Source organism: Micromonospora sp. NPDC049679, assembly GCF_040659735.1.
Taxonomy (GTDB): Bacteria; Actinomycetota; Actinomycetes; order Mycobacteriales; family Micromonosporaceae; genus Micromonospora_I.
Genome location: NZ_JBFANZ010000022.1, coordinates 82,121 through 107,103 on the forward strand (window position 1 = coordinate 82,121; position 24,983 = coordinate 107,103).

Annotated in this window: 22 protein-coding genes; 10 read left to right on the forward strand and 12 right to left on the reverse strand. The window is 70.5% G+C overall.

The annotated features are described in order from the left end of the window. The first annotated feature begins 14 nt into the window (after nt 1-14). Together AB0J06_RS16510 and AB0J06_RS16515 are read left to right on the forward strand one after the other, a co-directional pair. A complete protein-coding gene (locus tag AB0J06_RS16510; RefSeq protein WP_357429227.1) occupies nt 15-1,250 on the forward strand; it encodes an SUKH-3 domain-containing protein in 1,236 nt (411 codons plus the stop codon). Beyond that, entirely contained in the window at nt 1,250-2,431 is a 1,182-nt protein-coding gene (locus tag AB0J06_RS16515) for an SUKH-3 domain-containing protein (protein WP_357429270.1), read from the forward strand. The genes AB0J06_RS16510 and AB0J06_RS16515 overlap by 1 nt, the downstream gene beginning before the upstream one ends. Here the strand turns inward: AB0J06_RS16515 and AB0J06_RS16520 are convergent, their stop codons facing one another. Continuing rightward, entirely contained in the window at nt 2,432-3,871 is a 1,440-nt protein-coding gene (locus AB0J06_RS16520) for an aldehyde dehydrogenase family protein (protein ID WP_357429229.1), read from the reverse strand. It lies immediately after the preceding gene. A 143-nt stretch (nt 3,872-4,014) separates the two neighbouring features. On the opposite strand from AB0J06_RS16520, the gene AB0J06_RS16525 reads away from it, so the two are divergent. From AB0J06_RS16525 to AB0J06_RS16540, 4 genes are all read left to right on the forward strand, one after another. Continuing rightward, nucleotides 4,015-5,451, forward strand: coding sequence for a gamma-aminobutyraldehyde dehydrogenase (locus tag AB0J06_RS16525; protein ID WP_357429231.1), 1,437 nt, complete (start codon nt 4,015-4,017; stop codon nt 5,449-5,451). A 189-nt stretch (nt 5,452-5,640) separates the two neighbouring features. Then, nucleotides 5,641-6,933 carry a GAF domain-containing protein gene (locus AB0J06_RS16530; RefSeq protein WP_357429233.1) on the forward strand — a complete coding sequence of 431 codons (1,293 nt, stop codon included), beginning with the start codon at nt 5,641-5,643 and terminating at the stop codon, nt 6,931-6,933. Nucleotides 6,934-6,971: 38 nt separating this feature from the next. Continuing rightward, nucleotides 6,972-8,477 carry an aldehyde dehydrogenase gene (adh, locus tag AB0J06_RS16535; RefSeq protein ID WP_357429235.1) on the forward strand — a complete coding sequence of 502 codons (1,506 nt, stop codon included), beginning with the start codon at nt 6,972-6,974 and terminating at the stop codon, nt 8,475-8,477. 8 nt (nt 8,478-8,485) lie between these two features. Further along, nucleotides 8,486-8,857, forward strand: a complete 372-nt coding sequence (locus AB0J06_RS16540; RefSeq protein WP_357429237.1) for a DUF779 domain-containing protein — start codon at nt 8,486-8,488, stop codon at nt 8,855-8,857. Nucleotides 8,858-8,961: 104 nt separating this feature from the next. Here the strand turns inward: AB0J06_RS16540 and AB0J06_RS16545 are convergent, their stop codons facing one another. The 7 genes from AB0J06_RS16545 to AB0J06_RS16575 form a co-directional block, all read right to left on the reverse strand. Beyond that, nucleotides 8,962-9,693, reverse strand: a complete 732-nt coding sequence (locus tag AB0J06_RS16545) for a DUF559 domain-containing protein (protein WP_357429239.1) — start codon at nt 9,691-9,693, stop codon at nt 8,962-8,964. A gap of 331 nt (nt 9,694-10,024) precedes the next feature. Further along, nucleotides 10,025-11,020 (reverse strand): agmatinase, encoded by a 996-nt coding sequence (speB, locus tag AB0J06_RS16550; protein WP_357429272.1) that lies wholly within the window; start codon nt 11,018-11,020, stop codon nt 10,025-10,027. A 160-nt stretch (nt 11,021-11,180) separates the two neighbouring features. Next, nucleotides 11,181-12,383 carry a saccharopine dehydrogenase C-terminal domain-containing protein gene (locus tag AB0J06_RS16555; protein WP_357429241.1) on the reverse strand — a complete coding sequence of 401 codons (1,203 nt, stop codon included), beginning with the start codon at nt 12,381-12,383 and terminating at the stop codon, nt 11,181-11,183. 37 nt (nt 12,384-12,420) lie between these two features. Then, nucleotides 12,421-13,221, reverse strand: coding sequence for an ABC transporter permease (locus AB0J06_RS16560; protein ID WP_357429243.1), 801 nt, complete (start codon nt 13,219-13,221; stop codon nt 12,421-12,423). Continuing rightward, entirely contained in the window at nt 13,222-14,142 is a 921-nt protein-coding gene (locus AB0J06_RS16565; protein WP_357429245.1) for an ABC transporter permease, read from the reverse strand. Next, nucleotides 14,139-15,296: an ABC transporter ATP-binding protein gene (locus AB0J06_RS16570; protein WP_357429247.1), complete on the reverse strand. Its 1,158-nt coding sequence runs from the start codon at nt 15,294-15,296 to the stop codon at nt 14,139-14,141. Before AB0J06_RS16570 ends, AB0J06_RS16565 begins: the two co-directional genes overlap by 4 nt. Nucleotides 15,297-15,302: 6 nt before the next feature. Further along, a complete protein-coding gene (locus AB0J06_RS16575; protein WP_357429249.1) occupies nt 15,303-16,466 on the reverse strand; it encodes a spermidine/putrescine ABC transporter substrate-binding protein in 1,164 nt (387 codons plus the stop codon). A gap of 288 nt (nt 16,467-16,754) precedes the next feature. Here AB0J06_RS16575 and AB0J06_RS16580 point away from each other — a divergent pair, with 288 nt between their 5' ends. The 3 genes from AB0J06_RS16580 (at nt 16,755) to AB0J06_RS16590 (ending at nt 20,239) form a co-directional block, all read left to right on the forward strand. Further along, the gene (locus tag AB0J06_RS16580) at nt 16,755-17,267 is read left to right on the forward strand and encodes an Lrp/AsnC family transcriptional regulator (protein ID WP_357429251.1); all 513 of its coding nucleotides are present in this window, start codon (nt 16,755-16,757) and stop codon (nt 17,265-17,267) included. A 156-nt stretch (nt 17,268-17,423) separates the two neighbouring features. Next, nucleotides 17,424-18,770 carry an aspartate aminotransferase family protein gene (locus tag AB0J06_RS16585; RefSeq protein ID WP_357429253.1) on the forward strand — a complete coding sequence of 449 codons (1,347 nt, stop codon included), beginning with the start codon at nt 17,424-17,426 and terminating at the stop codon, nt 18,768-18,770. A gap of 92 nt (nt 18,771-18,862) precedes the next feature. Further along, nucleotides 18,863-20,239 (forward strand): FAD-dependent oxidoreductase, encoded by a 1,377-nt coding sequence (locus AB0J06_RS16590; RefSeq protein ID WP_357429255.1) that lies wholly within the window; start codon nt 18,863-18,865, stop codon nt 20,237-20,239. A 39-nt stretch (nt 20,240-20,278) separates the two neighbouring features. Here AB0J06_RS16590 and AB0J06_RS16595 read toward each other — a convergent pair whose 3' ends face one another. Further along, nucleotides 20,279-20,647, reverse strand: coding sequence for a DUF3499 domain-containing protein (locus AB0J06_RS16595; protein ID WP_357429258.1), 369 nt, complete (start codon nt 20,645-20,647; stop codon nt 20,279-20,281). Nucleotides 20,648-20,770: 123 nt separating this feature from the next. On the opposite strand from AB0J06_RS16595, the gene AB0J06_RS16600 reads away from it, so the two are divergent. Continuing rightward, complete coding sequence (locus tag AB0J06_RS16600) at nt 20,771-21,223, forward strand: metallopeptidase family protein (protein WP_357429274.1); 453 nt, start codon at nt 20,771-20,773, stop codon at nt 21,221-21,223. Nucleotides 21,224-21,321: 98 nt separating this feature from the next. Here AB0J06_RS16600 and AB0J06_RS16605 read toward each other — a convergent pair whose 3' ends face one another. From AB0J06_RS16605 to AB0J06_RS16615, 3 genes are all read right to left on the reverse strand, one after another. Next, on the reverse strand, nt 21,322-21,579 hold the full coding sequence (locus AB0J06_RS16605) for a WhiB family transcriptional regulator (protein ID WP_357429260.1): 258 nt from the start codon (nt 21,577-21,579) through the stop codon (nt 21,322-21,324). A 461-nt stretch (nt 21,580-22,040) separates the two neighbouring features. Further along, entirely contained in the window at nt 22,041-22,211 is a 171-nt protein-coding gene (locus AB0J06_RS16610) for a hypothetical protein (RefSeq protein ID WP_357429262.1), read from the reverse strand. Between the two features lie 213 nt (nt 22,212-22,424). Next, nucleotides 22,425-24,953, reverse strand: a complete 2,529-nt coding sequence (locus AB0J06_RS16615; protein ID WP_357429276.1) for a bifunctional FO biosynthesis protein CofGH — start codon at nt 24,951-24,953, stop codon at nt 22,425-22,427. Nucleotides 24,954-24,983: the final 30 nt, after the last annotated feature.

Below are 24,983 nucleotides of genomic sequence, written 5' to 3' on the forward strand. Positions count from 1 at the left end.
GGAGGCACCGCTTCATGATCATGCGCGACGAGGCCGAGCGCATCGCGGCCGTCTGGGCGTATCGGGAGTCGCTGCGCCGCGGGCACGAGTACACGCCCCAACTCGACGAGTTCGATCTCGGTTACGTCGTGTGGTCCGCTCCGCCGCCGAACGTGCTCGCCGCCCCCGGTGACGGGCCACGCACCGTCATCGACCGGGAGACCGGGGAGCTCACCTACTGGCCGTCGGTCCCCGCACCGGTCATCCACGAGATGTACCGCGAACACCGGGCGCGGCGACCCGCACCCGTCCGCACCGCCGACCCCGCCGTCGACCTCCGCCGCAACACCACCCGGCTGTCGACCCCCAGCATCGCCGCGCATCTGACCCTGCGGGGTCAGGTGCACCGCGCCCACGGCGCGAAGGGCGATCAGGAGCTGCGCCACCATCCCCTGGTCCGCGGGTACCTCGACCGACTGCCCCCCGGGCACCTCGTGCGCGGCGGAGACCGGCACGCCGAGCTGATCGTCCTGTCGGACGTGCTCCACCAGTACGACCAGCAGCGCGCCGCGGCCGGGGCACCGCCGCTGACCCTGGAAACCGCGCGCGAGCTGCTCGCCGGGGCCCAGCTGGAGGTCTTCCGGGTACGGGAGCCCGGCGACCCGATCGGCGGACCCGCCAAGCACGCCTGCGAATCGTGCATCATCGCGCTGGTCCACTTCGGCGCGCTCGACTGGCCGGAACTCGCCTGGGCCGAGGAGTACGAGCCAGAGCCGCAGACCCCGCCCGACGCGCACCGCTTCCCACCCGCGGTCGCCCACGCACTCACCGCCGGAGGCTGGCGGCTGCCGGACCTGAGCAACCAGATCTCGGTCACCAGAATCGTCGGCGAGGTCACGTCCGTGGTCGGGCTCGCCCACCGGCACGAGCCGTTCCCCGCGGCCGAGCAGACCATCCACGCCTTCCCCCGCCTGGTTTGCAGCCGCCAGGGCCCCGGTGAGCAGGTGCGGGTCCGGCCGTTCCTGATCAGGCCGAGCGCCGCCGCGCACAGCGCCGACACGCTGGCCGACTTCGCCGCGGTGCTCGGCGCACGGCTCTTTCCCATCGGCACGGAGGAGGACGACAGCCTCCTCGCGGTCGACGAACACGGCCGGGTCTTCGCGCTCGATCAGGCCGGCGAGTGGTTCCTCGGCGTAACCATCGACGAAGCCCTCACCAATCTCCTGCTCGGCCGCGCCGTACCCAGGGTGAAAGACGACGGCACCTGGTGATGCTCAGTCGCGACGAGATCGAGCAGATCGCCGCGGTGTGGGCGCGCCGGGAGTCGCTGCACCGCGGATATGAGTGCACGCCGGTGCTCGGGGAGTTCGACGTCGGCTACACCGTGTACGCGACTCCGTTGCCGCAGGAACGGGGTGTTCCCGGCGACGGCAGCACGACCATCATCGACAAGTCCACGGGTGACATCTATGTCACCAACGGGACGCCGCCACCGATCGTGGTGGAGAACTTCCGGAAGGGCGTGAAGGGCTCGCCGCTGCCGCTTCGCACCGGGCCCCGACGGTCGGCCGTCGTCGCCACGGTGAATCCGCCCCTCACGCCGAGCCCCGTCCTCCGACGGCTGCCCACTCCCGGCGTCACGGCGCAGCTGACCGTGTCGGGCCGGGTGCATCGCGCGGCAGGCGCGAAGGGCGAGGAGAACCTCGTCTACCACCCGCTGGTCCGCGACTATCTCGAGAGGTTGCCGCCGGGGCACCTGGTGCGGGGCGGCGATCGGCACGCCGAGTTGATCGTCATCTCGGACGCGCTCTACGCGCACGACGCCGAGTTGAGGGCGGTCGGCGAAGCGCCACCGGCGCTGACCGTTCCACCCGACCTGCTGAACCGGGCGCAGTTCGAGCTGTTCCGCGTCCGCGAGCCGGGCGACCCGATGGCCGGCACGTCCGCGCACCCCTGCGAATCCTGCAGCTACGCGCTGGTCCACTTCGGCGTACTGCGGTCGCCGGAACCCACCACACCTCAGCAGTCGCCGCCGGCGCCCGGCGACCTCACGCCCGGCGACGCGATCGCACGGGTGGTCGCGGTCGCCGGCGCCACCCACCGCCACGAGGCCTTCCCCGCGGCGGAGCGGGCCCTCGCCGCCTACCCCGATTTCGTCAGCGACCGGCGCGGAGTGGGCGGGGCGGTGTGCATCCGGCCCCTCGCCATCACGCCGACCGCCGTCGCGCACACCGCCGACACCCTCGCCGATTTCGGCACCGTGCTCGGCGCCCGGCTCTTCCCCATCGGCACGGAGGAAGACGACAGCGTGCTCGCCGTCGACGAGCACGGCCGGGTCTTCGCCCTCGACCAGGCCGGAGAGTGGTTCCTCGGGGCCGACATCGACGAAGCGCTGACCAACCTGCTCCTCGGCCGTACGGTGCCGAGAGTCAGGAACGACGGGACCTGGTAGTCACAGGTTCAGGCCGGTCAGGACCATGACGCGGGGCTCGGTGTAGTCGTCCATCGCGCTGCGTACGCCCTCGCGACCGACGCCGCTCCCCTTCACTCCGCCGTACGGCATCTGGTCGGCCCGGTACGACGGAACGTCGCCCACGATCACGCCGCCGACCTGCAGCGCGCGGTGCGCGGTGAACGCGGTGTCCAGCCTGTGCGTGAAGACCCCGGCCTGCAGCCCGTACGCCGAGTCGTTGACCGCGTCGAACGCGGCGGCGTCGCTGGCGGCCTGTTCGACGACCAGCACCGGCCCGAACACCTCCTCGGTCAGCACCTTCGCCCCGGCCGGCACCCCGGTCAGCACGGTGGGCGGATAGCAGGCGCCCTCGCGGCGGCCGCTCACGACGAGGCTCGCCCCGGCGGTCACGGCGTCGTCGACCCACTCCTCGACCCGGCGGGCGGCGTCTTCGTTGATCAGCGGCCCGACGTCCGTGGTGTCGTCCGCCGGGTCGCCCTGGCGCAACGCCTCGACCGCTCCGGCCAGCCGGGGCAGGAACGCGTCGTAGAGCCACTCGTGCACGTAGACCCGCTGCACCGCGATGCAGCTCTGTCCGGCCTGGTAGTTGGAGAAGGTGGCGATCCGCTGCGCCGCCCACGTCAGGTCCTCGTCGCCGTTCCAGTCCTCGCAGATGACCGCGGCGGCGTTGCCGCCGAGTTCGAGTGTGACGTGCTTGTCGGGCACCGCCCGGCGGATCTGCGCGCCGACCGGACCGGAACCGGTGAACGACACGACCGGTAGACGGGGGTCGCGGACCAACTCGGCGGTCCGGTCGTTGGGGAGCGGCAGCACGGAGAAGACGCCCTTCGGCAGGCCGGTCTCGGCGATCAGTTCGCCGAGCAGCAGCGCCGAGAGCGGGGTCGCGGGCGCGGGCTTGAGCACGATCGGCGCGCCGACCGCCAGCGCCGGGGCGACCTTGTGTGCGACCAGGTTGAGCGGGAAGTTGAACGGTGCGATGCCGAGCACCGGGCCACGGGGCACCCGGCGTACGAGGGCGAGGCGGCCGGTCGCGGCGGGGTCGGTGTCGAGCCGCTGCAGCTCGCCGGAGAAGCGCCGCGCCTCCTCGGCGGCCCAGCGGAAGGTGGAGACGGCGCGGGCGACCTCGGCGCGCGCCCATTTCAGCGGTTTGCCGTTCTCGCCGGTGATCAGCCGGGCGATCTCGTCGGTCCGCTCGGCGAGGCGGCGCGAGACGTGGTCGAGCGCCGCCGCGCGGACGTGGGCGGGGAGCGCGGCGGCCTCGGCGCCGACCGCGACGGCGGCGGCGACCGCCGTCTCGACCTGGTCGGGGGTGGCATTACTGGTGCGCCCCACCACCCGCCCGTCGTACGGGTGCCGGATCGTCACCGTGTCGTCGCTGGCGGCGGGTTGGCCGGCTACGTAGAACGAGACAGGGTCCACGTCTGGCAGCCTAGACGAGGCACTCCCTCACGGAAACAGTTGCTTAATGCCCTTGTCTGCCGCGAATTCAGTCGAGAAGATGGCGGGAAGGTTGCGATTACCTCTGCAAGCCTCGACCTAGGCCACCCTGCGGGAGATCCGACATGAGTGACAAGCACGTGCTGCGCAATTTCGTCAACGGGGCGTACGTCGACCCGGTGGACGGGGCATACAGCGACCTGATCGACCCATGCACCGGCGAGGTGTTCGCGCAGGCCCCGATCTCGGGTGCCGCGGACATCGACGCCGCGATGACGGCGGCGGCGACGGCCTTCGAGGGGTGGCGGGACGCGACGCCGGCCGAACGGCAGAGGGCGCTGCTCAAGCTCGCCGACGCGGTCGAGACGCGCGCCGCGGACCTGGTCGACGCGGAGGTACGCAACACCGGCAAGCCGCGTCAGCTCACCGCCGACGAGGAGTTGCCGCCCGCCGTCGACCACTTCCGGTTCTTCGCGGGCGCGGCCCGGCTGCTGGAAGGCAAGTCGGCCGGCGAGTACATGGCCGGGCACACCTCCTACGTGCGCCGCGAGCCGATCGGCGTCTGCGCCCAGGTCACCCCCTGGAACTACCCGTTGATGATGGCGGTCTGGAAGATTGCCCCGGCGCTCGCCGCGGGCAACGCCGTCGTGCTCAAGCCCTCGGACACCACCCCGGTGTCGACGCTGCTGCTCGCGGAGATCGCCGCCGAGTTTCTCCCGCCGGGCGTGCTCAACGTCGTCTGCGGCGACCGGGACACCGGCCGTAACCTGGTCTCCCACCCGACCCCGCAACTCGTGTCGATCACCGGCTCGACCCGCGCGGGCATGGAGGTGGCCTCGGCCGCCGCGACGGATCTCAAGCGGACCCACCTGGAACTCGGCGGCAAGGCGCCCGTGCTGGTCTTCGACGACGCGGACATCGCCGCGGCCGCCGAGGCGATCGCGGTGGGCGGCTACTTCAACGCCGGCCAGGACTGCACCGCGGCGACCCGGGTGCTCGCCGGTCCGGGCGTCTACGACGACTTCGTCGCGGCGCTCGCGGAGCAGGCGCGAAACACCAGGACCGGCACGCCGGACGACGCGGACGTGCTCTACGGACCGCTCAACAACGCCAACCAGCTCGCCCGGGTCGCCGGGTTCGTCGACCGGCTCCCGGACCACGCCGCCATCCAGGCCGGTGGCGGGCGGGTCGGCGACCGCGGCTACTTCTACGCCCCCACCGTCGTGTCCGGGGTCCGGCAGCAGGACGAGATCATCCAGGACGAGGTGTTCGGACCGGTCATCACGGTGCAGCGCTTCGACGACGAGGACGCGGCGGTGCGCTGGGCGAACGGCGTCGAGTACGGCCTCTCCGCGTCGGTCTGGACGAAGGACCACGGTCGGGCGATGCGGATGACCCGGCGCCTCGACTTCGGCTGCGTCTGGGTCAACACGCACATCCCGTTCGTGTCGGAGATGCCGCACGGTGGCTTCAAGCACTCGGGGCACGGCAAGGATCTGTCGATGTACAGCCTCGAGGACTACACGCGGATCAAGCACGTGATGCACGCGATCGAGGTCTGAGCATGTCGCTGTCGGAAGATCTGCAGAAGCGGCGGTTCGCCGCCGTCGACGGGCTGCCGCTGGCCGCGGTGACCGGGCCCGCCGCCTAGCCCGTTGATCTTGCAGCTGTGGTGCCAGAATCATCGCTATTCACGGTCTATGCGAGGCACCACAACTGCAAGATCGCGCAAAATGGAGTAATCAGGACTGGTGTCCAATCCGTGGCTCGCCCTGCGTATCGGCGCCGACCCGGCCGAGCGGATCGGCCAGGTCGGCCGCGCCCATGAGGCGTTCGTCGCGGCGGGACGCGTGCCCGCACAGGTCCGGGACGTGGTCGCCGACTCCTGGCGCCGCTCGGCCGGCGCGCTCGTCAACCCGGACACGACCGCGCCGATCGACCTCAGCGACGACGCGCTGGAGGCGTACCGGGCCGGGCATCCGCTCGTCCGGGCGCTCCCCGTCTTCCGCGAACTGCTCGGCGGCATCGCGGAGGACGGCGAACACCTGATGGCGGTCTGCGACGCGCACGGCCGGCTGCTCTGGGTCGAGGGGCACGCCAACGTGCTGCGCAAGGCCGAGCGGATGAACTTCGTGGCCGGCGCCCGGTGGGACGAAGGGCACGCCGGGACGAACGCGCCGGGGACCGCGCTCGCCGTCGACCACTCCGTGCAGATCTTCGCCACCGAACACTTCAGCCGCCAGGTCCAGCCCTGGACCTGCGCCGCCGCCCCGATCCACGACCCGACGACCGGGCGGCTGCTCGGCGCGATCGACGTGACCGGCGGGGACCATCTCGCCAACCCGCACAGTCTCGCGCTGGTCCAGGCGACCGCCCGCGCCGCCGAGTCCTATCTCGCCAGCGTGGCGGCCGCCACCCCGGCGCCGGCCATCGTCTCGGCCCTCGGCCGCGACGAGGCCGTGCTGACCGTCAACGGTCAGCGGATCCGGCTCGGCCGCCGCCACAGCGAGCTGCTCGTCCTGCTGCTCTGCCATCCGGAGGGGCGCAGCGGCGAACAGCTCGGCCTCGACCTCTACGGCGACGACCTGCTGCATCCCGTCACGCTGCGGGCCGAGCTCTCCCGACTGCGCCGCATCCTCGACCCGACGCTGCTCGACTCCCGCCCCTACCGGCTGCGCGTTCCGCTCGACGCCGACTTCCACGCCGTCACGCGACTCCTGGAGCAGGGACGGGTGGCGGCGGCACTGGAGGCGTACCCGGGTCCGCTCCTGCCCGGGTCGGACGCGCCGGGAGTGGCCCGGCTCCGTCGCCTGGTCGACGGCCAGCTCCGGGCCGCGGTGCTGGCGCAAGGCGACCCCGCGTTGCTCGACGGTTGGATCCGCGCGCCGTGGGGCGCCGACGACCTGGAGGTGTGGGAGGCACTGGCCCGCGTGTTGCCCCCGGGCTCGCCGCGCCGCCCCCTCGCGCTGCACCGGGCCCGCCAGCTCGCCACGGAGTACGCGATGCCGCACGACGCAACGTGGATGCAACGTCGCGGTTACTAGCCTCCGCGCATCACCGCACGACGTCGGGAGGCACAGCCATGACCCTGTACGACGCGCCCACCTCATACGAGTCCCGCTACGACCACTGGATCGGCGGCGAGTACGTCAAGCCGGTCCGTGGCCAGTACTTCGAGAACCCCACGCCGGTCACCGGACAGCCGTTCACCGAGATCGCCCGCGGCACCGCGGAGGACGTCGATCTGGCGCTCGACGCCGCGCACGGCGCCGCCGACGCCTGGGGACGCACCTCCGTAGCCGAGCGGGCCAACATCCTCAACAAGATCGCGGATCGGATGGAGGCGAACCTCGAACTCCTCGCCGTCGCCGAGACCTGGGAGAACGGCAAGCCGGTCCGGGAGACGCTGGCCGCGGACATCCCGCTCGCCATCGACCATTTCCGCTACTTCGCCGGCGCCATCCGCGCCCAGGAGGGGAGCCTCGGCGAGATCGACGACGACACCGTCGCCTACCACTTCCATGAGCCGCTCGGCGTGGTCGGGCAGATCATCCCGTGGAACTTCCCGCTGCTCATGGCGACCTGGAAGCTGGCCCCCGCGCTGGCCGCCGGCAACGCGGTCGTGCTCAAGCCGGCCGAACAGACTCCGGCCTCCATCCACCTGTGGATGAGCCTCATCGCCGACCTGCTCCCGGCCGGCGTCGTCAACATCGTGAACGGTTTCGGCGTCGAGGCCGGCAAGCCGCTGGCGAGGAGTCCGCGGGTGGCGAAGGTGGCGTTCACCGGCGAGACCACCACCGGGCGGCTGATCATGCAGTACGCCAGCGAGAACATCAAACCCGTCACGCTGGAACTGGGCGGCAAGAGCCCCAACATCTTCTTCGAAGACGTCAGCTCGCACCGGGACGACTTCTTCGACAAGGCGCTCGAGGGCTTCGCCATGTTCGCCCTCAACCAGGGCGAGGTCTGCACCTGCCCGTCGCGGGCGCTGGTGCAGCAGGGCCACTACGACTACTTCATGGCCGCCGCGACCGCACGGGTCGAGGCGATCAAACAGGGACACCCGCTCGACACCGACACGATGATCGGCGCGCAGGCCTCCAACGACCAGCTCGAAAAGATCCTGTCCTACCTCGACATCGGCCGGCAGGAGGGGGCGAAGGTGCGGACCGGCGGTGAGCGGGCCGACCTCGGTGGGGATTTGTCGGGTGGCTACTACGTGCAGCCCACGATCTTCGAGGGCGACAACTCGATGCGGGTCTTCCAGGAGGAGATCTTCGGCCCGGTCGTGTCGGTCGCCGCCTTCACCGACTTCACCGACGCCATCAAGATCGCCAACGACACCCTCTACGGCCTCGGCGCCGGCGTCTGGACCCGCGACATGAACACCGCCTACCGCGCGGGCCGCAACATCCAGGCCGGTCGGGTCTGGACCAACTGTTACCACGCCTACCCGGCGCACGCGGCGTTCGGCGGCTACAAGCAGTCCGGCATCGGCCGGGAGAACCACAAGATGATGCTGGAGCACTACCAACAGACCAAGAACCTCCTGGTCAGCTACTCCCCCAAGAAGCTCGGCTTCTTCTAGGCCCGACGATGGTCTCCCGAGTCGATCTCACCCCCGCGGCGGCCGAGCTGATCCGGTCGCTGCGGGGCACCCACGGCCCGCTGATGTTTCACCAGTCGGGCGGATGCTGCGACGGCAGCGCGCCGATGTGCTACCCGGCGGGCGAGTTCCGCACCGGCTCGTCCGACGTGCTGCTCGCGTCGCTCTCCATCGAGGGGGTCGCCGAGCCGGTGACGTTCTGGATGTCCGCGTCACAGTTCGCGCTCTGGCGCCACACTCACCTGACCGTGGACGTGGTGCCCGGACGGGGCAGCGGATTCTCGCTGGAAGCGCCAGAGGGGGTGCGTTTCCTGATCCGCTCCCGCGTCTTCACCGACGAGGAGCGTGCCGCCCTACCCTGAGTCCCCGCCCACCCACCCGCCCCTTTGCGTCGATCCTGCAGTTATGGTCCTCTTTATGTCCCAGTTCGGGGCAAATATTCGGACCACAACTGCAAGATCGCGGACTAGGGACGCAACACTGCTCGCATCGTGTCGACGATGTATCCGGGGCGGCGGTAGAGGTCACGGTCGGTGAAGTGGCGCATGATCCAGCCGTTGGCCGCAAGCCAGTTGGAGCGCTCTCGGTCATGCCGCAGCCGGTCGCGGTCGAGGTGCGTGCCGCCGTCGTACTCCACACCGATGCGGCGTTCCCGATATCCCAGGTCGATCCGATACAGCCGGACCCCGTACCGGTCGGCGACCCAGACCTGGGGCTCGGGCGGCGGCAGCTTGCCGTCGATGAGCACCAACCGCAGTTGGCTCTCCTGGCGACACTCGGCCCGGCCATCCGCCAGGGGCACCAGCTCGCGTGCCTGCCGTACACCGCGCAACCCCTGATGTCGCACGACCTCCGCGAGAAGATCGTCGATATCGCACATTCCGGCGCGAAGAACCGCGTCCAGCACCGGAAGCGCGTCCAACCGACGCACGGTGCGCGCCAGATCTACCGCGCAGCGGGCCGCCGGCACACACGGTATGCCGCCCACGAGCACGGGTTCGACAATAGGCAGAACTTCATGGTGCACGACGATTCCCGGGATACGAGGACGCGCGACGCCGGGCGGCACCACGACGTGAATCGCATGCGCACGCAGTACCCCGAACCCCAGGCGCTGCGCGGCGCTCTCCCGACCGAGCATCGCCTCCGCCGGTAGTCGCAGAAACAATGCGCGCAGGTGCTCGTCGTCGGCGGGCACCCCCACCACGGGCGGACCTTCGGCGTAGACCCCGCGCGTCACGCGGCGGAGCTCAGACCGCTCCACCCGCCCGCGCAGGACCCGCCTACTAGGCGCGTGCCGTCCTCGTAGCAGCTCCATGTCGCCGAAGCATCCGCGCGGCCCTGATGCGACTCCACCCACACCAGCCCGTCCTGTGGACAGCGAACCCGACTGTGGAGAACGACCTGATCATGCTCGAACGTGCTACCTCTGCGCGATCTTGCACATCCGGCCCTCGCAAAGGCGGTCTATCCATCACGAAAGGAAGGCCACAACTGCAAGATCGACGCGAACGGAGGGCCGAGCGGGGTCAGCGGGCGTCGAGCAGGGGTTGGGTCGGGTCCCAGCGGGTGCCGTCGGCCGCGTCGCGGCGGCGTCGGGCGATCGCGCTGAGGGCCTCGAGCACGACCCGGTTACCCAGGTAGGCGGTGATCTCGGCGTGGTCGTACGGCGGAGACACCTCCACGATGTCCACTCCCACCACGGGCAGCTCGTAACAGCAGCGCCGTACGGCGTCGAGCAGTTGCCGGGCGGTCAGCCCGCCCGGCTCCGGGGTGCCGGTGCCGGGCGCCATGCCGGGATCGACCACGTCGACGTCGACGGAGAGGAAGACCCCGTCGCACTCGTCCACGGCGATCGCGAACGCATCCGTGAGGCAATGGTCCAGGCCGCGCGCCACGATCTCGGTCATCTCGTACGACCGCATCCGCTGTGCGGCCATCCATGTCAACGTGTCGGGGCCCGGCCAGTAGCCGCGCAACCCGATCTGCAGGAACCGGTCGCCCCGCACGGCGCCCGAGTCGATGAGCCGGCGCATCGGCTGCCCGTGGCCGTAGAGCGAACCGAACTCGACGTCGCCGGTGTCGGCATGCGCGTCGAAGTGCACCAGGGACACCCGCCCGAAGCCCAGGTGCCGGGCCACCCCGGTCGCGTCGGGGAGGGCGATGGTGTGGTCGCCGCCGAGGATGATCGGGATCGCGCCGGCGCTCGCGACGGCGTGCACCGCTGACTCCAGCGCGCCGAGCGAGCGTTCGATGTCGCCGGCGAACATCTCGACGTCGCCGGCATCGTAGACGGTCAGATCCTGGAGCGCGTCGACCCGCAGCGCGAGGGAGGGTCGGGATCCATCGTGCGGCAGGTAGCAGGCCTGACGCATGGCGGCCGGCCCGAAGCGGGTGCCGGGACGGTGTGACGTGCCACCGTCGAAGGGCGCCCCGACGATGACGACGTCCGCGTCGGCGTACGTCTCGGGCTGCGCCACGGTGCAGCGTTCGACGCCGAGGAACGTCACGTCGGGCCCGTACATCGGTCCGTAGCGCACGGCGCCTCCGAGTTGCTTCCGTCGATCAAGGGCTTTCGCGTCGATCAAGGACGTATTCACATGATTGGAGATCAAACCACGAGAATATGCCCTTGATCGACGAGTAGAGGCGTCGCGAGGCGGCGCGGGGAGGGACGGCGGGGGGCTACTGGTCGCGGAGGCCCCACGGGGAGCCGTACGCGGTGAGCAGGTCGAGGAAGGGCTTCGGCGGCAGCGCCTCCGGGCCGAGCACTCCGGTCCCCGACCACGCGCCGGAGGCGAGCAGCTCCAGCGCCACCACCGGGTTGATCGCCGTCTGCCAGACCACCGCCTGGTGGCCGTACTCCCGCATCGACCACTCGTTGTCGACCACGTGATAGAGGTAGACCTCGCGCGGCGCGCCGTCCCTGCCGGTCCCGGTCACCCAGGTGCCGGCGCAGGTCTTGCCCCGCATCTTGTCGCCGAGCGTCGCCGGATCGGGCAGGCAGGCGGCCACCACGTCGCGCGGCGACACCGACGCTCCCCCGACCTGCACCGGCTTCGTCGAGTCCAGCCCGAGCTTGTGCAGCGTCTTGAGCACCTCGATGAACTCGTTGCCGAGGCCGTACTTGAACGTCACGCGACGTGCCGGCACCCAGCGCGGAATCAGCAGCACCTCCTCGTGCTCCACGTTGACACACTCGACCGGGCCGATCCCCTCCGGAAAGTCGAAGACCTCCGGCTCGCTGAACGGCGGCGTGGTGAACCAGCCGCGATCGGCTTCCCAGATCACCGGCGGGTTGAGGCACTCCTCGATGGTGGTCCAGATGGAGAACGACGGCGCGAAGTCGTAGCCGTCGACCACCAGGTTGGCCCCGTCGCGGACGCCGACCTCGTCGATGGAGGAGAAGAGCTCGTCGGCGGCGTAGCGGGCGAAGATGTCGGAGAGGCCGGGCTCGACGCCGATGCCGACCAGCGCCAACCGGCCGGCGTCGGCCCACGACTCGGCGCCCGCGAACTGCTCGTCGCCGAGCTTGACCCCGCACTCGGAATGCGGCGCGTCGGGGTGGGGGCGGGAGAGCGACATCGCCATGTCGAGATAGTCGGCCCCGGCGGCGAGCGCCCCGGAGAAGATCGGCATGACGAAGCGCGGGTCGACGGCGTTGAAAACGTGGGTGATGCGGTGTTCCCGGCAGAGCGCGGTCACCGCCTCGGCGGAGGAGGCGTCGACCTTGGCGGCCACGAACCGGTCGTCGAACGGAGCCACGGCCCGCGACGCCCGGCCGAGATCGTAGTCGGCCACCACCATCGTCTCGAAGAAGGATCGTCGGGCCGCGATGGCGACGGCGGCGGAGCCGACGCCGCCGGCGCCGACCAGAAGGATGCGCATGGAAAACCTTTCCGGGTACGGAATCCGGGTACGGCGGTCAGGCGGCGACGCCGCGCCGCCGTCGGACCGAGCTGGCCAGCACGAGCAGCAGCGAGATCACGAACATGGCGGTGCCGATCACGTTCACCTGGGGCGGGATTCCGCGCTGCGCGGCGCCCCACACGTACATCGGGAAGGTGACGTTCGAGCTGCCAGCGTTGAAGTTGGTGATGATGAAGTCGTCGAAGGAGAGGGAGAAGGAGAGCAGCGCCGCCGCGAGGATGCCCGGGAAGACCAACGGAAGGGTGATCCGGCGGAAGGTCTGCCACTCACTGGCGTACAGGTCCATCGCCGCCTCTTCCAGACGGCTGTCCAGGCCGGCGAGGCGGGCCTTCACGGTGACCACCACGAAGGAGACGCAGAACATGACGTGGGCGATCACGACGGTCCAGAAGCCGAGCGGGATCCCCGCGCCGACGAAGAGCGCGAGCAGCGAGGAGCCCATGACGACCTCGGGGGTGGCCATCGGCAGGAAGATCAGCAGGTTGGTGGCGGCCCGGCCGCGGAAGCGGTGTCGCACCATGGCGAAGGCCATCAGCGTGCCGAGCAGGGTGGCGATGAGCGTGGAGATCAGTCCGATCTGGACGCTGAGCCAGACCGACGAGCACATCGCCCCGGGCCCGCAGGGGTTGAGCCAGTTGTCGAGGGTGAACTCGTGGAAGTCGTACGAGAGCCGGTTCGACGGCCGGTTGAAGGAGAGCGCGGCGACCACCGCGATCGGCAGGAAGAGGTAGCCGAGCACGAGCAGCGCGAGGGCGAACACCCAGCGCTCGGCGACCCAGCGCCCGACGCGCGCCATTCAGAGCACCTCCTCGGTGCCGGCCCGGCGCACGTACACGAACACGATCGCCAGGACCACGGCCATGAACAGGAAGGAGAGCGACGCTGCCTGCGGATAGTCGAGCCGCACCAGGAACGCCGAGTCGATGACGTTGCCGATCATGTATTCGTTCGGGGTGCCGAGCAGTTCGGCGTTGATGTAGTCGCCGGACGCCGGGATGAACAAGAGCAGCGTTCCCGCGACCAGGCCCGGCATCGACAACGGCAGGGTCACCTTGCGGAAGGCGCGGACCGGGCTGGCGTAGAGGTCGCTCGCCGCCTCCAGCAGCCGCATGTCGAGCCGCTCGAGGCTGGCGTAGAGCGGCAGCACCATGAAGGGCAGGAAGTTGTAGGTAAGGCCGAGCACCACCGCGATCGGGGTGGCGAGCAGCCGGCCGTCGGGAGCGAGTAGATGCAGATCCCGCAGCATGCCCACCAGCCAGCCGGTGTCCGACAGGATCGTCTTCCAGGCGAGCGTGCGGACCAGGAAGCTGGTGAACATCGGCGCGATGACGCAGACCAGCATGAGGTTCTTCCACCGGCCGGCCTTCTGCGCGATGGCGTAGGCCAGCGGGTAGCCGAGCAGCACGGCGAGGATCGTCGCGATGCCGGCGTAGACGAAGGACCGCAGGAACTGCGGCCAGTACGCGGCCAGGGCGTCCGGGTAGTTGCTGAACGACCAGGTCATCGCGTAACCCAGGTCGAGCGAGCCGGCCGGGTCGTAGAGGCTGGTCGCGGCGAGTTGGAAGGCCGGCACCGCGAAGAAGAGCGTCAGCCACAGCGCGCCGGGCAACAGCAGCAGGTAGGGCAGGAGCCGGCGGGGCGGGCGCCCGGCGACCGGCGCCTTGACCGTGTCCTGCGGCGACCCGACCGGGGCGCCGAGATGGGAAAGGGTGCTCATGACGTGGCTGCCAGCGCGTCCGGCTCGTTGGGCACCGGCGCGGTACGGTCGCCGGCCCCCGCCTCGCGGTGGAGCAGGAAGGCGTGGGCCGGGTTCCAGTGCGCGACGACGGACGTTCCGGTCGGCACCTGCCCGTCGGCGCCGCTGTTCGGCGCGAAGACCGCGAGCTCGGTGCCCCAGGCGGTGCGGACCAGGTACTGCGTGCTGACCCCGACGTACGAGGAGTCGGTGACCACGCCGTCGACCGCCTGATGGCCCGCGGGCACCCGGTCGCGGTCCGCCGCGAGGGCCAGCTTCTCCGGGCGTACGCCGAGGTAGACCTCGCCGTGGTTGAGCCGCGCGCGGGCGGCGGGCACCGAGAACCGCGACCCGTACGCGTCGACGAGCACGTCGGCGCCGTTGTTGCCGACGGCCGAGCCGGCCAGCAGGTTCGACTGGCCGAGGAAGTTCGCCACGAAGGCGGTCGCCGGGAATTCGTAGATGTCGGCGGGCGCGCCGAGCTGCTCGATCTTGCCCGCGTTCATCACCGCGACGGTGTCGGCCATGGTCATGGCCTCCTCCTGGTCGTGGGTGACGTGCACGAAGGTGATGCCGACCTCGGTCTGGATCCGCTTGAGCTCGATCTGCATCTGCCGGCGCAGCTTGAGGTCGAGGGCGCCGAGCGGCTCGTCGAGGAGCAGCACCTGCGGGTGGTTGATCAGTGCCCGGGCGAGCGCCACCCGCTGCTGCTGGCCGCCGGAGAGCTGGTTGGGCCGGCGCTTGCCGTACCCCTCCAGCTGCACCAGCGACAGCATCCGCGCGACCTGCGCCGCGATGTCCCGTACGCCGCGCCGGCGCAGGCCGAACGCGACGTTCTCGAAGATGTCGAGGTGCGGGAAGAGCGCGTAGCTCTGGAACACGGTGTTGACCGGCCGCTTGTACGGCCGCAGCCGGCTGATGTCCTCCCCGCCGAGGAGCAGCTGTCCCGACGTGGGCTGCTCCAGGCCGGCGACCATGCGCAGGGTGGTGGTCTTGCCGCAGCCGGAGGCGCCCAGCAGCGCGAAGAACGACCCTTGCGGGATGGTGAGGCTGAGATCGTCCACCGCGGTGAAGATCCCGAACCGCTTGGTTACGTTTGCCAGGCGCAGATCGCCCGCCGGCCCGTTGTTTGGCATCGTCGACTAGGCCCCGATCACCTGCTGGAATTTCTGCTCGTACGACCGTTCTTGTGCTTCGGTGAGCGCCATGAAGACCTTCGTCCGGGCCAGCATCGCGTCGTCCGGGAAGATCAGCGGGTTGGCCGCGAGCGCCGGGTCGATCTTCTCGGCTTCCGCCTTGGCGCCCTCGACCGGACAGATGTAGTTGACCGACGCGGCGACCTCGGCCGCCACCTTCGGGTCGTAGTAGTAGTCCATGAGCTTCTCGACGTTGCTCTTGTGGCTGGACTTGTTCGGCACGAGCATGTTGTCCGAGAAGAGCATCGCGCCGGCCTCGGGCACGACGAACTGCACCTTCGGGTTGTCGCCGGCGAGCTGGACGACATCGCCGGACCAGGCGATGCAGGCGACGATGTCGCCCTTGGCCAGCTCCGGGGCGTAGTCGTTGCCGGTGAACCGGCGGATCTGACCGCGCGCGACCGCCTTGCGCAGCTTCTCCAACGCGTCGTCGAACTGCGCGTCGGTGAATTTGGCCGGGTCGTGCCCGTTCGACTGCAGCAGCAGCCCCATGGTGTCGCGCATCTCGCTCAGCGCCGTCACCTTGCCCTTGAGGTCGGGGCGGGTGAGCAGGTCGTCGATGCTGCGCACCTCCGTGGTCGCGGTGCCGTTGTAGGCGATGCCGGCGAGTCCGGACTGCCACGGGACGCTGTACTCGTCGTTGGTGTCGAAGGAGCGGGCGCGCAGCGACAGCAGCCGCTTGCTCTCGACGTTCGGAAGGTTCTTCTTGTCGAGCTTCTGCAGCCAGCCCAGCCGGATCATGCGCGCCGCCATCCAGTCGGTCAGGACGATGAGGTCCCGCCCGGTGGACTGGCAGCCGGCGAGCTGGTTGCGCACCTTGCCGAAGAACTCGTTGTTGTCGTTGACGTCTTCGTTGTAGGTGACCTGGATGCCGGTCTTCTCCTGGAAGGCCACGAGGCTGGGGTGCTTGGCCTCATCCTTGTCATCGACGTCGATGTACTGTGGCCAGTTGGAGAAGTTGATGGTCTTCTCTCCGGCGGAGAGGTCGTCGCTGACGCAGCTTCCCTCGGCCTTCTTCGCGCCTTCGGTGCCGCAGGCGGTCAGCGCGGCGCCGGTGCCGAGCAGCGCCCCGGAGGCGAGGACGCCACGCATGACGGAGCGCCGCGACACGCGCGACACCGTGAGAAGAGCCGCTGCTTCCGGTGAGGACGGTGGGTCAAGTCGCTTGCGCATGGCGGCTCCTGAGGGGGCGATCGACGTGTCGGCAGTGCAGTCGGTCGGCGTAGGCCAGCATCAGATCAGACGTCAGATCTTGACATGCTGTAACGGCCATCACAAGGGATTCCGTTGCGGATATCGCGGACGGCTACGAAATACGCCAGAATCGGCGCGACCGTCGGCGGCGCCGATCGGCTCGACGACGCGTGGGGCATCAACCAGAGGCGGACGGGGAGACGAATGGGCACTCGGCACAACGACGACCGGCGCGGCAACGGTCGCCGGGTCACGCTCCGGGAGGGGACGAACCCCCTCCTCGACGACGTCGCCAAACAGATCATCGAGCAGCTGCAGGAGGACGGTCGGCGCCCGTACGCGGCGATCGGGAAGGCGGTCGGACTCTCCGAGGCGGCGGTACGGCAGCGGGTGCAGCGCCTGCTCGACACCGGCGTCATGCAGATCGTGGCGGTGACCGATCCGCTGCAGCTCGGCTTCCCGCGGCAGGCGATGATCGGACTGCGCACCTCGGGCGATCTGGAGAAGGTGGCGGATCGCCTCGCCGAACTGGTCGAGGTCGATTACGTGGTGATCACCGCCGGCTCGTTCGACCTGCTCACCGAGGTGGTCTGCCGCAACGACGACCACCTGCTGGAGATCCTGCAGCGGCTGCGCGCGGTGGAGGGCGTGATCTCGACGGAGGCGTTCGTCTATCTCAAGCTGCGGAAACAGACCTATCAGTGGGGCACCGCGTAATCCGTTGCACTGTGGCGCTAGCACCACTGATTTCGTCGCGAGATAGGGCTGTCGCTGCCGGTAACACTTGCGCGAGCCGGGATGGGTGTGCGATAACCGTGATCAGAGCGGCCGGCCGCAACCCGAAAACCGGCCCGACAACGCGATGGGGCTGACATGGCCAACGCCACCGACCACCTGTGGATGCACTTCACCCGGATGTCCAGTTACCGCGACGGCGAGGTGCCCACCATCGTCCGCGGCGAGGGCGCGTACATCTGGGACTCACAGGGCCGCCGCTACCTCGACGGGCTGGCCGGGCTCTTCGTGGTGAACGCGGGGCACGGCCGCACGGAGCTGGCCGAGGCCGCCGCGAAGCAGGCCGCGGAGCTGGCCTACTTCCCGCTCTGGTCGTACGCCCACCCGACGGCGATCGAGCTGGCCGACCGGATCGCCGGGCTGGCACCGGGAGACCTCAATCGCGTCTTCTTCACGACGGGCGGCTCGGAGGCGGTCGAATCGGCGTGGAAGCTGGCCCGCGCGTACTTCAAGCGCACGGGTAAGCACACCAAGCACAAGGTGGTGAGCCGCTACATCGCCTACCACGGCACCTCGATGGGCGCCCTGTCGATCACCGGCCTGCCGGGCATCAAGAGCGACTTCGAGCCGCTCGTGCCGGGGGGCATCAAGGTGCCGAACACCAACTTCTACCGGGCCCCGGAGCACGGCGACTCGCCGGAGGCGTTCGGCCGGTGGGCGGCGGACGAGATCGGCCGCGCGATCGAGCGGGAAGGACCGGAAACCGTCGCCGCGGTCTTCCTGGAGCCGGTGCAGAACTCGGGCGGCTGCTTCCCGCCGCCGCCCGGCTACTTCGAGCGCGTGCGGGAGATCTGCGACGCGTACGACGTGCTGCTCGTCTCCGACGAGGTGATCTGCTCGTGGGGCCGGCTCGGTGAATACTTCGGCGCCCAGCGCTACGGCTACCAGCCCGACATCATCACCACGGCCAAGGGCATCACGTCCGGCTACTCCCCGCTCGGCGCGATGATCGCCTCGGACCGGCTGATCGAGCCGTTCCTCAACGACACCGAGATGTTCGCCCACGGCATCACCTTCGGCGGGCACCCGGTCTCCTGCGCGGTGGCGCTCGCCAACCTCGACGTCTTCGCCCGTGAGGACCTGGTCGGGCACGTCCGGGCCAACGAGGGCGCGTTCCGGGCCACGCTGGAGAAGCTCAACGACCTGCCGATCGTCGGCGACGTACGTGGCGACGGGTACTTCTACGGCATCGAGCTGGTCAAGGACAAGGCGACCAAGGAGACGTTCGACGAGGCGGAGTCGGAGCGGCTGCTGCGCGGTTTCCTCTCCTCGGCGCTGTTCCAGGCGGGGCTCTACTGCCGCGCGGACGACCGGGGCGACCCGGTCATCCAGCTCGCTCCGCCGCTGATCGCCGACCAGCGTCAGTTCGACGAGATCGAGCAGATCCTGCGCACGGTGCTGACCGAGGCGTGGCAGCGCCTCTGACCGTCCCACGGTGTTGATCATGGGCACACGCGCGACATTCCGGGCAGCCCCATGGCGCGTATGCCCATGATCAACGTGACGAGGGGTCGGCGATGAGCTACCGGAACGTCTCCTTCTGGATGTCCACGGCAGACGACGACCTCTCGCCGCGACCACCTCTCGCCGGCGACGTCGAGGTTGACGTCGCGATCGTGGGCGGCGGCTACACGGGGCTCTGGACCGCCTACTACCTGGCGACCGCCGACCCCACCCTGCGCATCGCCGTGCTCGAGAAGGAGATCGCCGGGTACGGGGCCTCCGGCCGCAACGGTGGCTGGTGCTCCGCGCTGCTACCCACCTCGGTACCGGCGCTCGCCCGTCGACACGGACGCGACGCCGCCGTGGCGATGCAGCGCGCCATGCAGTCGACCGTGGACGAAGTGGGTCGGGTCGCCGCCGCCGAGGAGATCGACTGCCACTGGGACAAGGGCGGCACCGTCGTGCTGGCCCGCACCGCGGCGCAGCTGCAACGGGCCCGCGCGGAGGTCGAGGAGGCGCGGGCGTACGGCTTCGGCGACGACGACCTGGCGCTGCTCGGCCCGGCCGAGGCCGCGGCGCGCTGCGGGGCCGACGGCGTGCACGGCGGGACCTACACGCCGCACTGCGCCGCCATCCACCCCGCCCGGCTCGTCCGGGGACTGGCCCGCGCGGTGGAACATCGCGGGGTGGCGATCTACGAGCGGACCGCGGTCACCGCGCTGCGCCCCGGAATCGTCACCACCTCCGCCGGTACGGTCCGCGCCCCGATCGTGGTCCGGGCCACCGAGGGGTACACCCCGTCGCTGCCCGGCGCCCGGCGCGCCGTGGCACCGGTCTACTCCCTGATGATCGCCACCGAGCCACTCCCGGACGCGGTGTGGCAGCAGATCGGGCTGACCGGGCGGGAGACCTTCTCCGACTACCGGCACCTGATCATCTACGGCCAGCGCACCGTGGACGGTCGACTGGCCTTCGGCGGGCGCGGCGCGCCGTACCACTTCCGCTCCCGGATCCGCCCCGAGTACGACCGCGAGCCGCGGGTCTTCGCCTCGCTGCGGCAGACCCTGGCCGACCTCTTCCCCGCGCTCGGCCCCGACGTGGCGGTGAGCCACAGCTGGGGTGGGCCGCTCGGCGTGGCGCGGGACTGGACCGCCTCGGTGGGGCTGGACCGGGGCACCGGGCTGGCGTGGGCGGGCGGCTACGTCGGCGACGGGGTGGGCACGAGCAATCTCGCCGGACGTACCCTGGCCCATCTCATCCGCGGCGTGGAGAGCGACCTGACGGCGCTCCCCTGGGTGGGGCACCGGTCACCGCGCTGGGAGCCGGAGCCGCTGCGGTGGCTCGGGGTGAACGCCGGGCTGCGGGTGATGACCTCGGCCGACGCCGCGGAGGCGCGGACCGGGCGGCCGGCCCGGCGGGCCGCCGCCTTCAACCGGCTGCTCGGCCACTGACACCCGAGATCCCGACGATCCCGCGGTGGGCCGGTCGCGTCAGTGGGTCGGCGGAATGACGCGGAGGTGGCCGCGCCGGCCGGTCTGCTGTCCCGGTTGCGAGTCATCGTTCAACCCGTCCGGGCGCGGCGGAGCCGGCCGTGCCGCTTCCCGGACCGCGTCGGCGAGCGCGACCAGGTCGTCGGTGGTCGGCGGCGGGGGCGAGAACTCGCCCTCGTGCCGGACCACCTCCCACCCGCGCGGGGCGGTCAGGTTGCGGGCATGCGGCTCGCACAGGTCGTAGGTATGTGGCTCGGCAAATGCCGCAAGTGGCCCCACAACCGCCGTCGACTCGTTGTAGACATAGGTCAACGTGGCGACGGCCTGACGGGGGCAGCCGTTTCGGGAGCAGCGCCGTGGTGACCTCACGGCGGGCACGTTATCGCTCAGACGGCCTCCCGCGCTCCGCTTGGCGTCGCGACACGCCGGCAACGGTGATCCGCCGCCTTCCCGGCGGCTCCGCGGGACTACTCTGGGCTGGTGAGCGAGGCGCTGACCACCGGTCCTGACCACCGCCGCCCCACCCCGGGGCGGCGGACGCGCCGGGATCGGCACGGGCGCGGCCTGCGCGGCCGCCTCGTGCCGGCGACCGTGCCGCTCGCCCGCACGAAGGCCGAGATCTTCGACGACCTGGTGCTGGACACGGTCGAGACGCTCGAACGGCGGTTCGCCAAGGAACTGGCCGGGGTGGAGTTCGCGGTCGAGGATGTCCCGCCCGACCTCAACGTCTACGACTCCGACGTGCTGGAGGACGGCGAGGTGCCGCTGGCACGGCTGCTGCCCGGGCGACCGGGCCGGCAGGAGGTGCCGCCGCGCATCGTGCTCTACCGGCGGCCGCTGGAGTTCCGCGCGATGGACCGCGAGGACCTGGCGGACCTGGTGCACGACGTGATCATCGAACAGGTGGCGAACCTGCTCGGCGTCGATCCCGACGAGCTGGCCTAGGAGCGCGTCACGCGGTCATGCACAGCCGGGCGGACCCCACCACCCGGCTGACGATCGACCACCGTCGCGTCCCCCGGCGCCTGCGCGGCGTGCCGCCGTCAGGCGACCTGACGCTTGAGCTTGCGCCGCTCGCGCTCGGACAGTCCACCCCAGATGCCGAACCGTTCGTCGTGCCCCAGCGCGTATTCGAGGCATTCCGCCTTCACGTCGCAGCGGGAGCAGATCCGCTTCGCCTCACGGGTCGAGCCGCCCTTCTCAGGAAAGAATGCCTCCGGGTCGGTCTGCGAGCACAGCGCCCGCTCCTGCCACTCCGGTGCGTTTCCGAGCAGGTCGGCCACTTCGAGTCGGCCGTCCATCAGAGTGCCTCCTTATCGCGCGCCGGCGTCAACGCCGGCGCAACCCCCCACGCGGAAGGCGTGTCCAATTCGTCCGTACGGTCAGCGTTTCATACGTCCCGTTCGAACGACCCCACGGAAATTACACGCGTGTAATGCGTGCGTCGTCAAGCGGAACCTGATAAATGGGGTTGCTTTTCTGGGTGCCTTCCCGGACGGATCTCCGATCGGCCTTTCAGTCCCGCAACCTCCCCTACCGAGTCAGACCCCAAACTGGTAACGGCTTCCTCGGCGAGTCGCGCGAAAAGTTGTTGGTGGCGCGCCGTAAGTATGAGGTCACGCTCCGCGATCATGGTGACACAGGTAGGTCCGACCGGTTGAACGAACGCCAAGGACCGGCACGGGCGTTCGCAACGACACCGGCCCTCGCCGGCATTTTCCAACCGATCGGAGGAGCCGCGCGCGGTCCGATCAGCGGCGACTCACTCCGATCGACCGACCGCTCCGGGGCGTCGCAGCGGCCAGGTGAACTCGGCCGGCGCCCCACCCACGACCGTCACCACGCCCGCCGGAGTGTCCGCGGCCCACCAGACCGGGTAGCAGCCGGCACCTGGATCGGGATAGACGGCTTTGTGGAACACGCCGTCCTGCACGAGTCGCTCCCGTATGGCGGAATGGCTGCCCGTCGACCCGGCGCCGGTCTCCGAGGGGCCTCAGTGCTGTGCTCGTGCATCGCCGCCTCGGAGGCGGGGGCGTTACGGCGGTCCAGCCCGGTGCCCCCCGGTCGCGAGAGGACTCCTGCCGGCGCATCCGTGCGGCTGCCTCGTAGCCGGGTATCCATTCATGAGAAAGCGTCGATGGATGGTTCAGTGCGCGTGGCCGTACGCGGTGGTGCGCTGCCGCGCCGTGCGGCCCGCGGCCGCCGCGATGGCCTCCAACTGCGCGACGGTACGGGCGGAGCCGTTGTCGGAGCCCGCCATCCGCGAAATGGTCTCCTCCATCAGCGTGCCGCCGAGGTCGTTGCAGCCACCCCGCAGCATCGCCGCTGTACCCTCGTCCCCGAGCTTGACCCAGGAGCACTGGATGTTGTCGATGCGACCGTGCAGCAGCAACCGCGCCATCGCGTGCACCACCCGGTTCTCCCGCCAGGTCGGCCCCGGCCGGGCGATGCCGGCCAGGTAGATCGGGGCGTTGGTGTGCACGAACGGCAACCCGACGAACTCGGTGAAGCCACCGGTGCGGTCCTGGAGGCCGGCGAGCACCCGGAAGTGCCCGAGCCACTGGCGCGGGTGGTCGACGTGGCCGTACATCATCGTCGAGCTGGAGCGCACGCCCAGCTCGTGAGCGGTGCTCACCACCTCGACCCAGGTGGCCGCCGGCAGCTTCCCCTTGGTCAGCACCCAGCGCACGTCGTCATCGAGGATCTCGGCGGCGGTGCCCGGGATGGTGTCGAGCCCGGCGTCGCGGAGCATCGTCAACCAGTCGCGCACCGGAACGCCGGCCTTGCCCGCCGCCGTCACGATCTCCATCGGCGAGAAGGCGTGCACGTGCATCCCGGGCACCCGCTCCTTCACCGCCCGCACGATGTCGGCGTACGCCGTCACCGGCAGCTTCGGGTCGATGCCGCCCTGCATGCAGACCTCGGTCGCGCCCGCCTGCCACGCCTCCTCGGCCCGCTCCGCCACCTGCTCGACGGAGAGCCGGAAGGCGTCCGCGTCCCGCTCCCGCTGCGCGAAGGCGCAGAACCGGCAGCCCACGTAGCAGACGTTGGTGAAGTTGATGTTGCGGTTGACGACGTAGGTGACGTCGTCGCCGACGACGTCGCGCCGCACGTCGTCGGCGATCCGGCAGAGTTCGTCGAGCGCCGCGCCGTCCGCCTCGAACAGCGCCAGCGCCGCCGCCTCGTGCCGCGGCTCGAGCAGGGCGGCGGGGTCCTCGGCCGCGAGCCGGAGCCCGGCGAGCACGTCCGAGGGGAGCGTCTCGGTCGAGGGGGCGCCGGTCAGATGCGCGGCCACCTCCGACCAGTCGCCGTAGACGGAGTCGAAGTCGCCGCGGCGGTCGTCGGTGCGCCCGGTCGTGTCGATCGTGACATGCAGGTCGGTCCGGCCGCCGGGAACGAACGAATCATCCGGCTCCTGCCAGGCCCGCCCCACCGGGCGCGCCTCCTCCACGGCGAGGCCGGTCGACGGATCGGCCAGGGCGGTCACATGGGGCAGCAGCCGCGGGTCGAGCCAGTGGTCCTGGTGCGGACGGACGTACTCGGGATAGATCGTCAGCCGCTCCCGCAGCACGAACCCGGCGGCGGCCGACCGGGCCGCGAGCTCGTCGATCTGCGGCCAGGGCCGCTCCGGGTTGACGTGGTCCGGCGTCACCGGCGACACGCCACCCCAGTCGTCGATGCCCGCGCGCAGCAGCCGGTCGTACTCGGAGTCGATCAGGTTCGGCGGCGCCTGGATCCGGGCCTTCGGGCCCAGCACGATCCGGGCCACCGCGATCGTCGCGGCCAGTTCGTGCAGCTCCGCGTCGGGCATGCCGCGCATCGCGGTGTCCGGCTTGGCCCGGAAGTTCTGCACGATGACTTCCTGAATGTGCCCGTATTCGCGGGCCACCCGGCGGATCGCGAAAAGGGAGTCGGCCCGTTCGGGCAGGGTCTCACCGATGCCGATCAGGATGCCGGTGGTGAACGGCACGCCGACCCGACCCGCGTCCTCGAGCACCCGCAGGCGCACCGCCGGCTCCTTGTCCGGCGAGCCGTAGTGCGGTCCGCCCGGCTCCGACCAGAGCCGGGTCGCGGTCGTCTCCAGCATCATGCCCATGCTCGGCGCCACCGGCTTGAGCCGCTGCAGCTCGGCCCAGGACAACACGCCCGGGTTGAGGTGCGGCAGCAGCCCGGTCTCCTCCAGCACCGCGATCGCGCTGGCCCGCACGTAGTCCAGAGTGGAGTCGTATCCCCGCTCGTCCAGCCACTGCCGGGCGGCCGGCCAGCGCTCCTCCGGCCGGTCACCGAGGGTGAACAGCGCCTCCTTGCAGCCCTGGGCGGCGCCGGCCCGCGCGATGGCCAGCACCTCGTCCCGGTCGAGGAAGGGGGCCGGCAGCCGGTGCGGCACGGTCGCGAAGGTGCAGTAGTGGCAGCGGTCGCGGCAGAGCCGGGTCAGCGGGATGAAGACCTTTTTCGAGTACGTCACCACGCCCGGCCGCCCCGCCTCGCGCAGCCCCGCGTCGCGCACCGCCCCCGCGATGCTCAGCAGTTCGTCGAGGTGCTCACCACGGGCGGCGAGCAGGACGGCGGCCTCCTCGACGTCCAGCCCGCGGCCGTCGGCGGCACGTCGCAACGCGCGGCGCAGACTACCCGCGATGTGATCGTCGATGTGGTCGCGGATCTCGCGGCGGCCCATCCGGTCGAGGCCGTCGGCATCGGGGCCGCG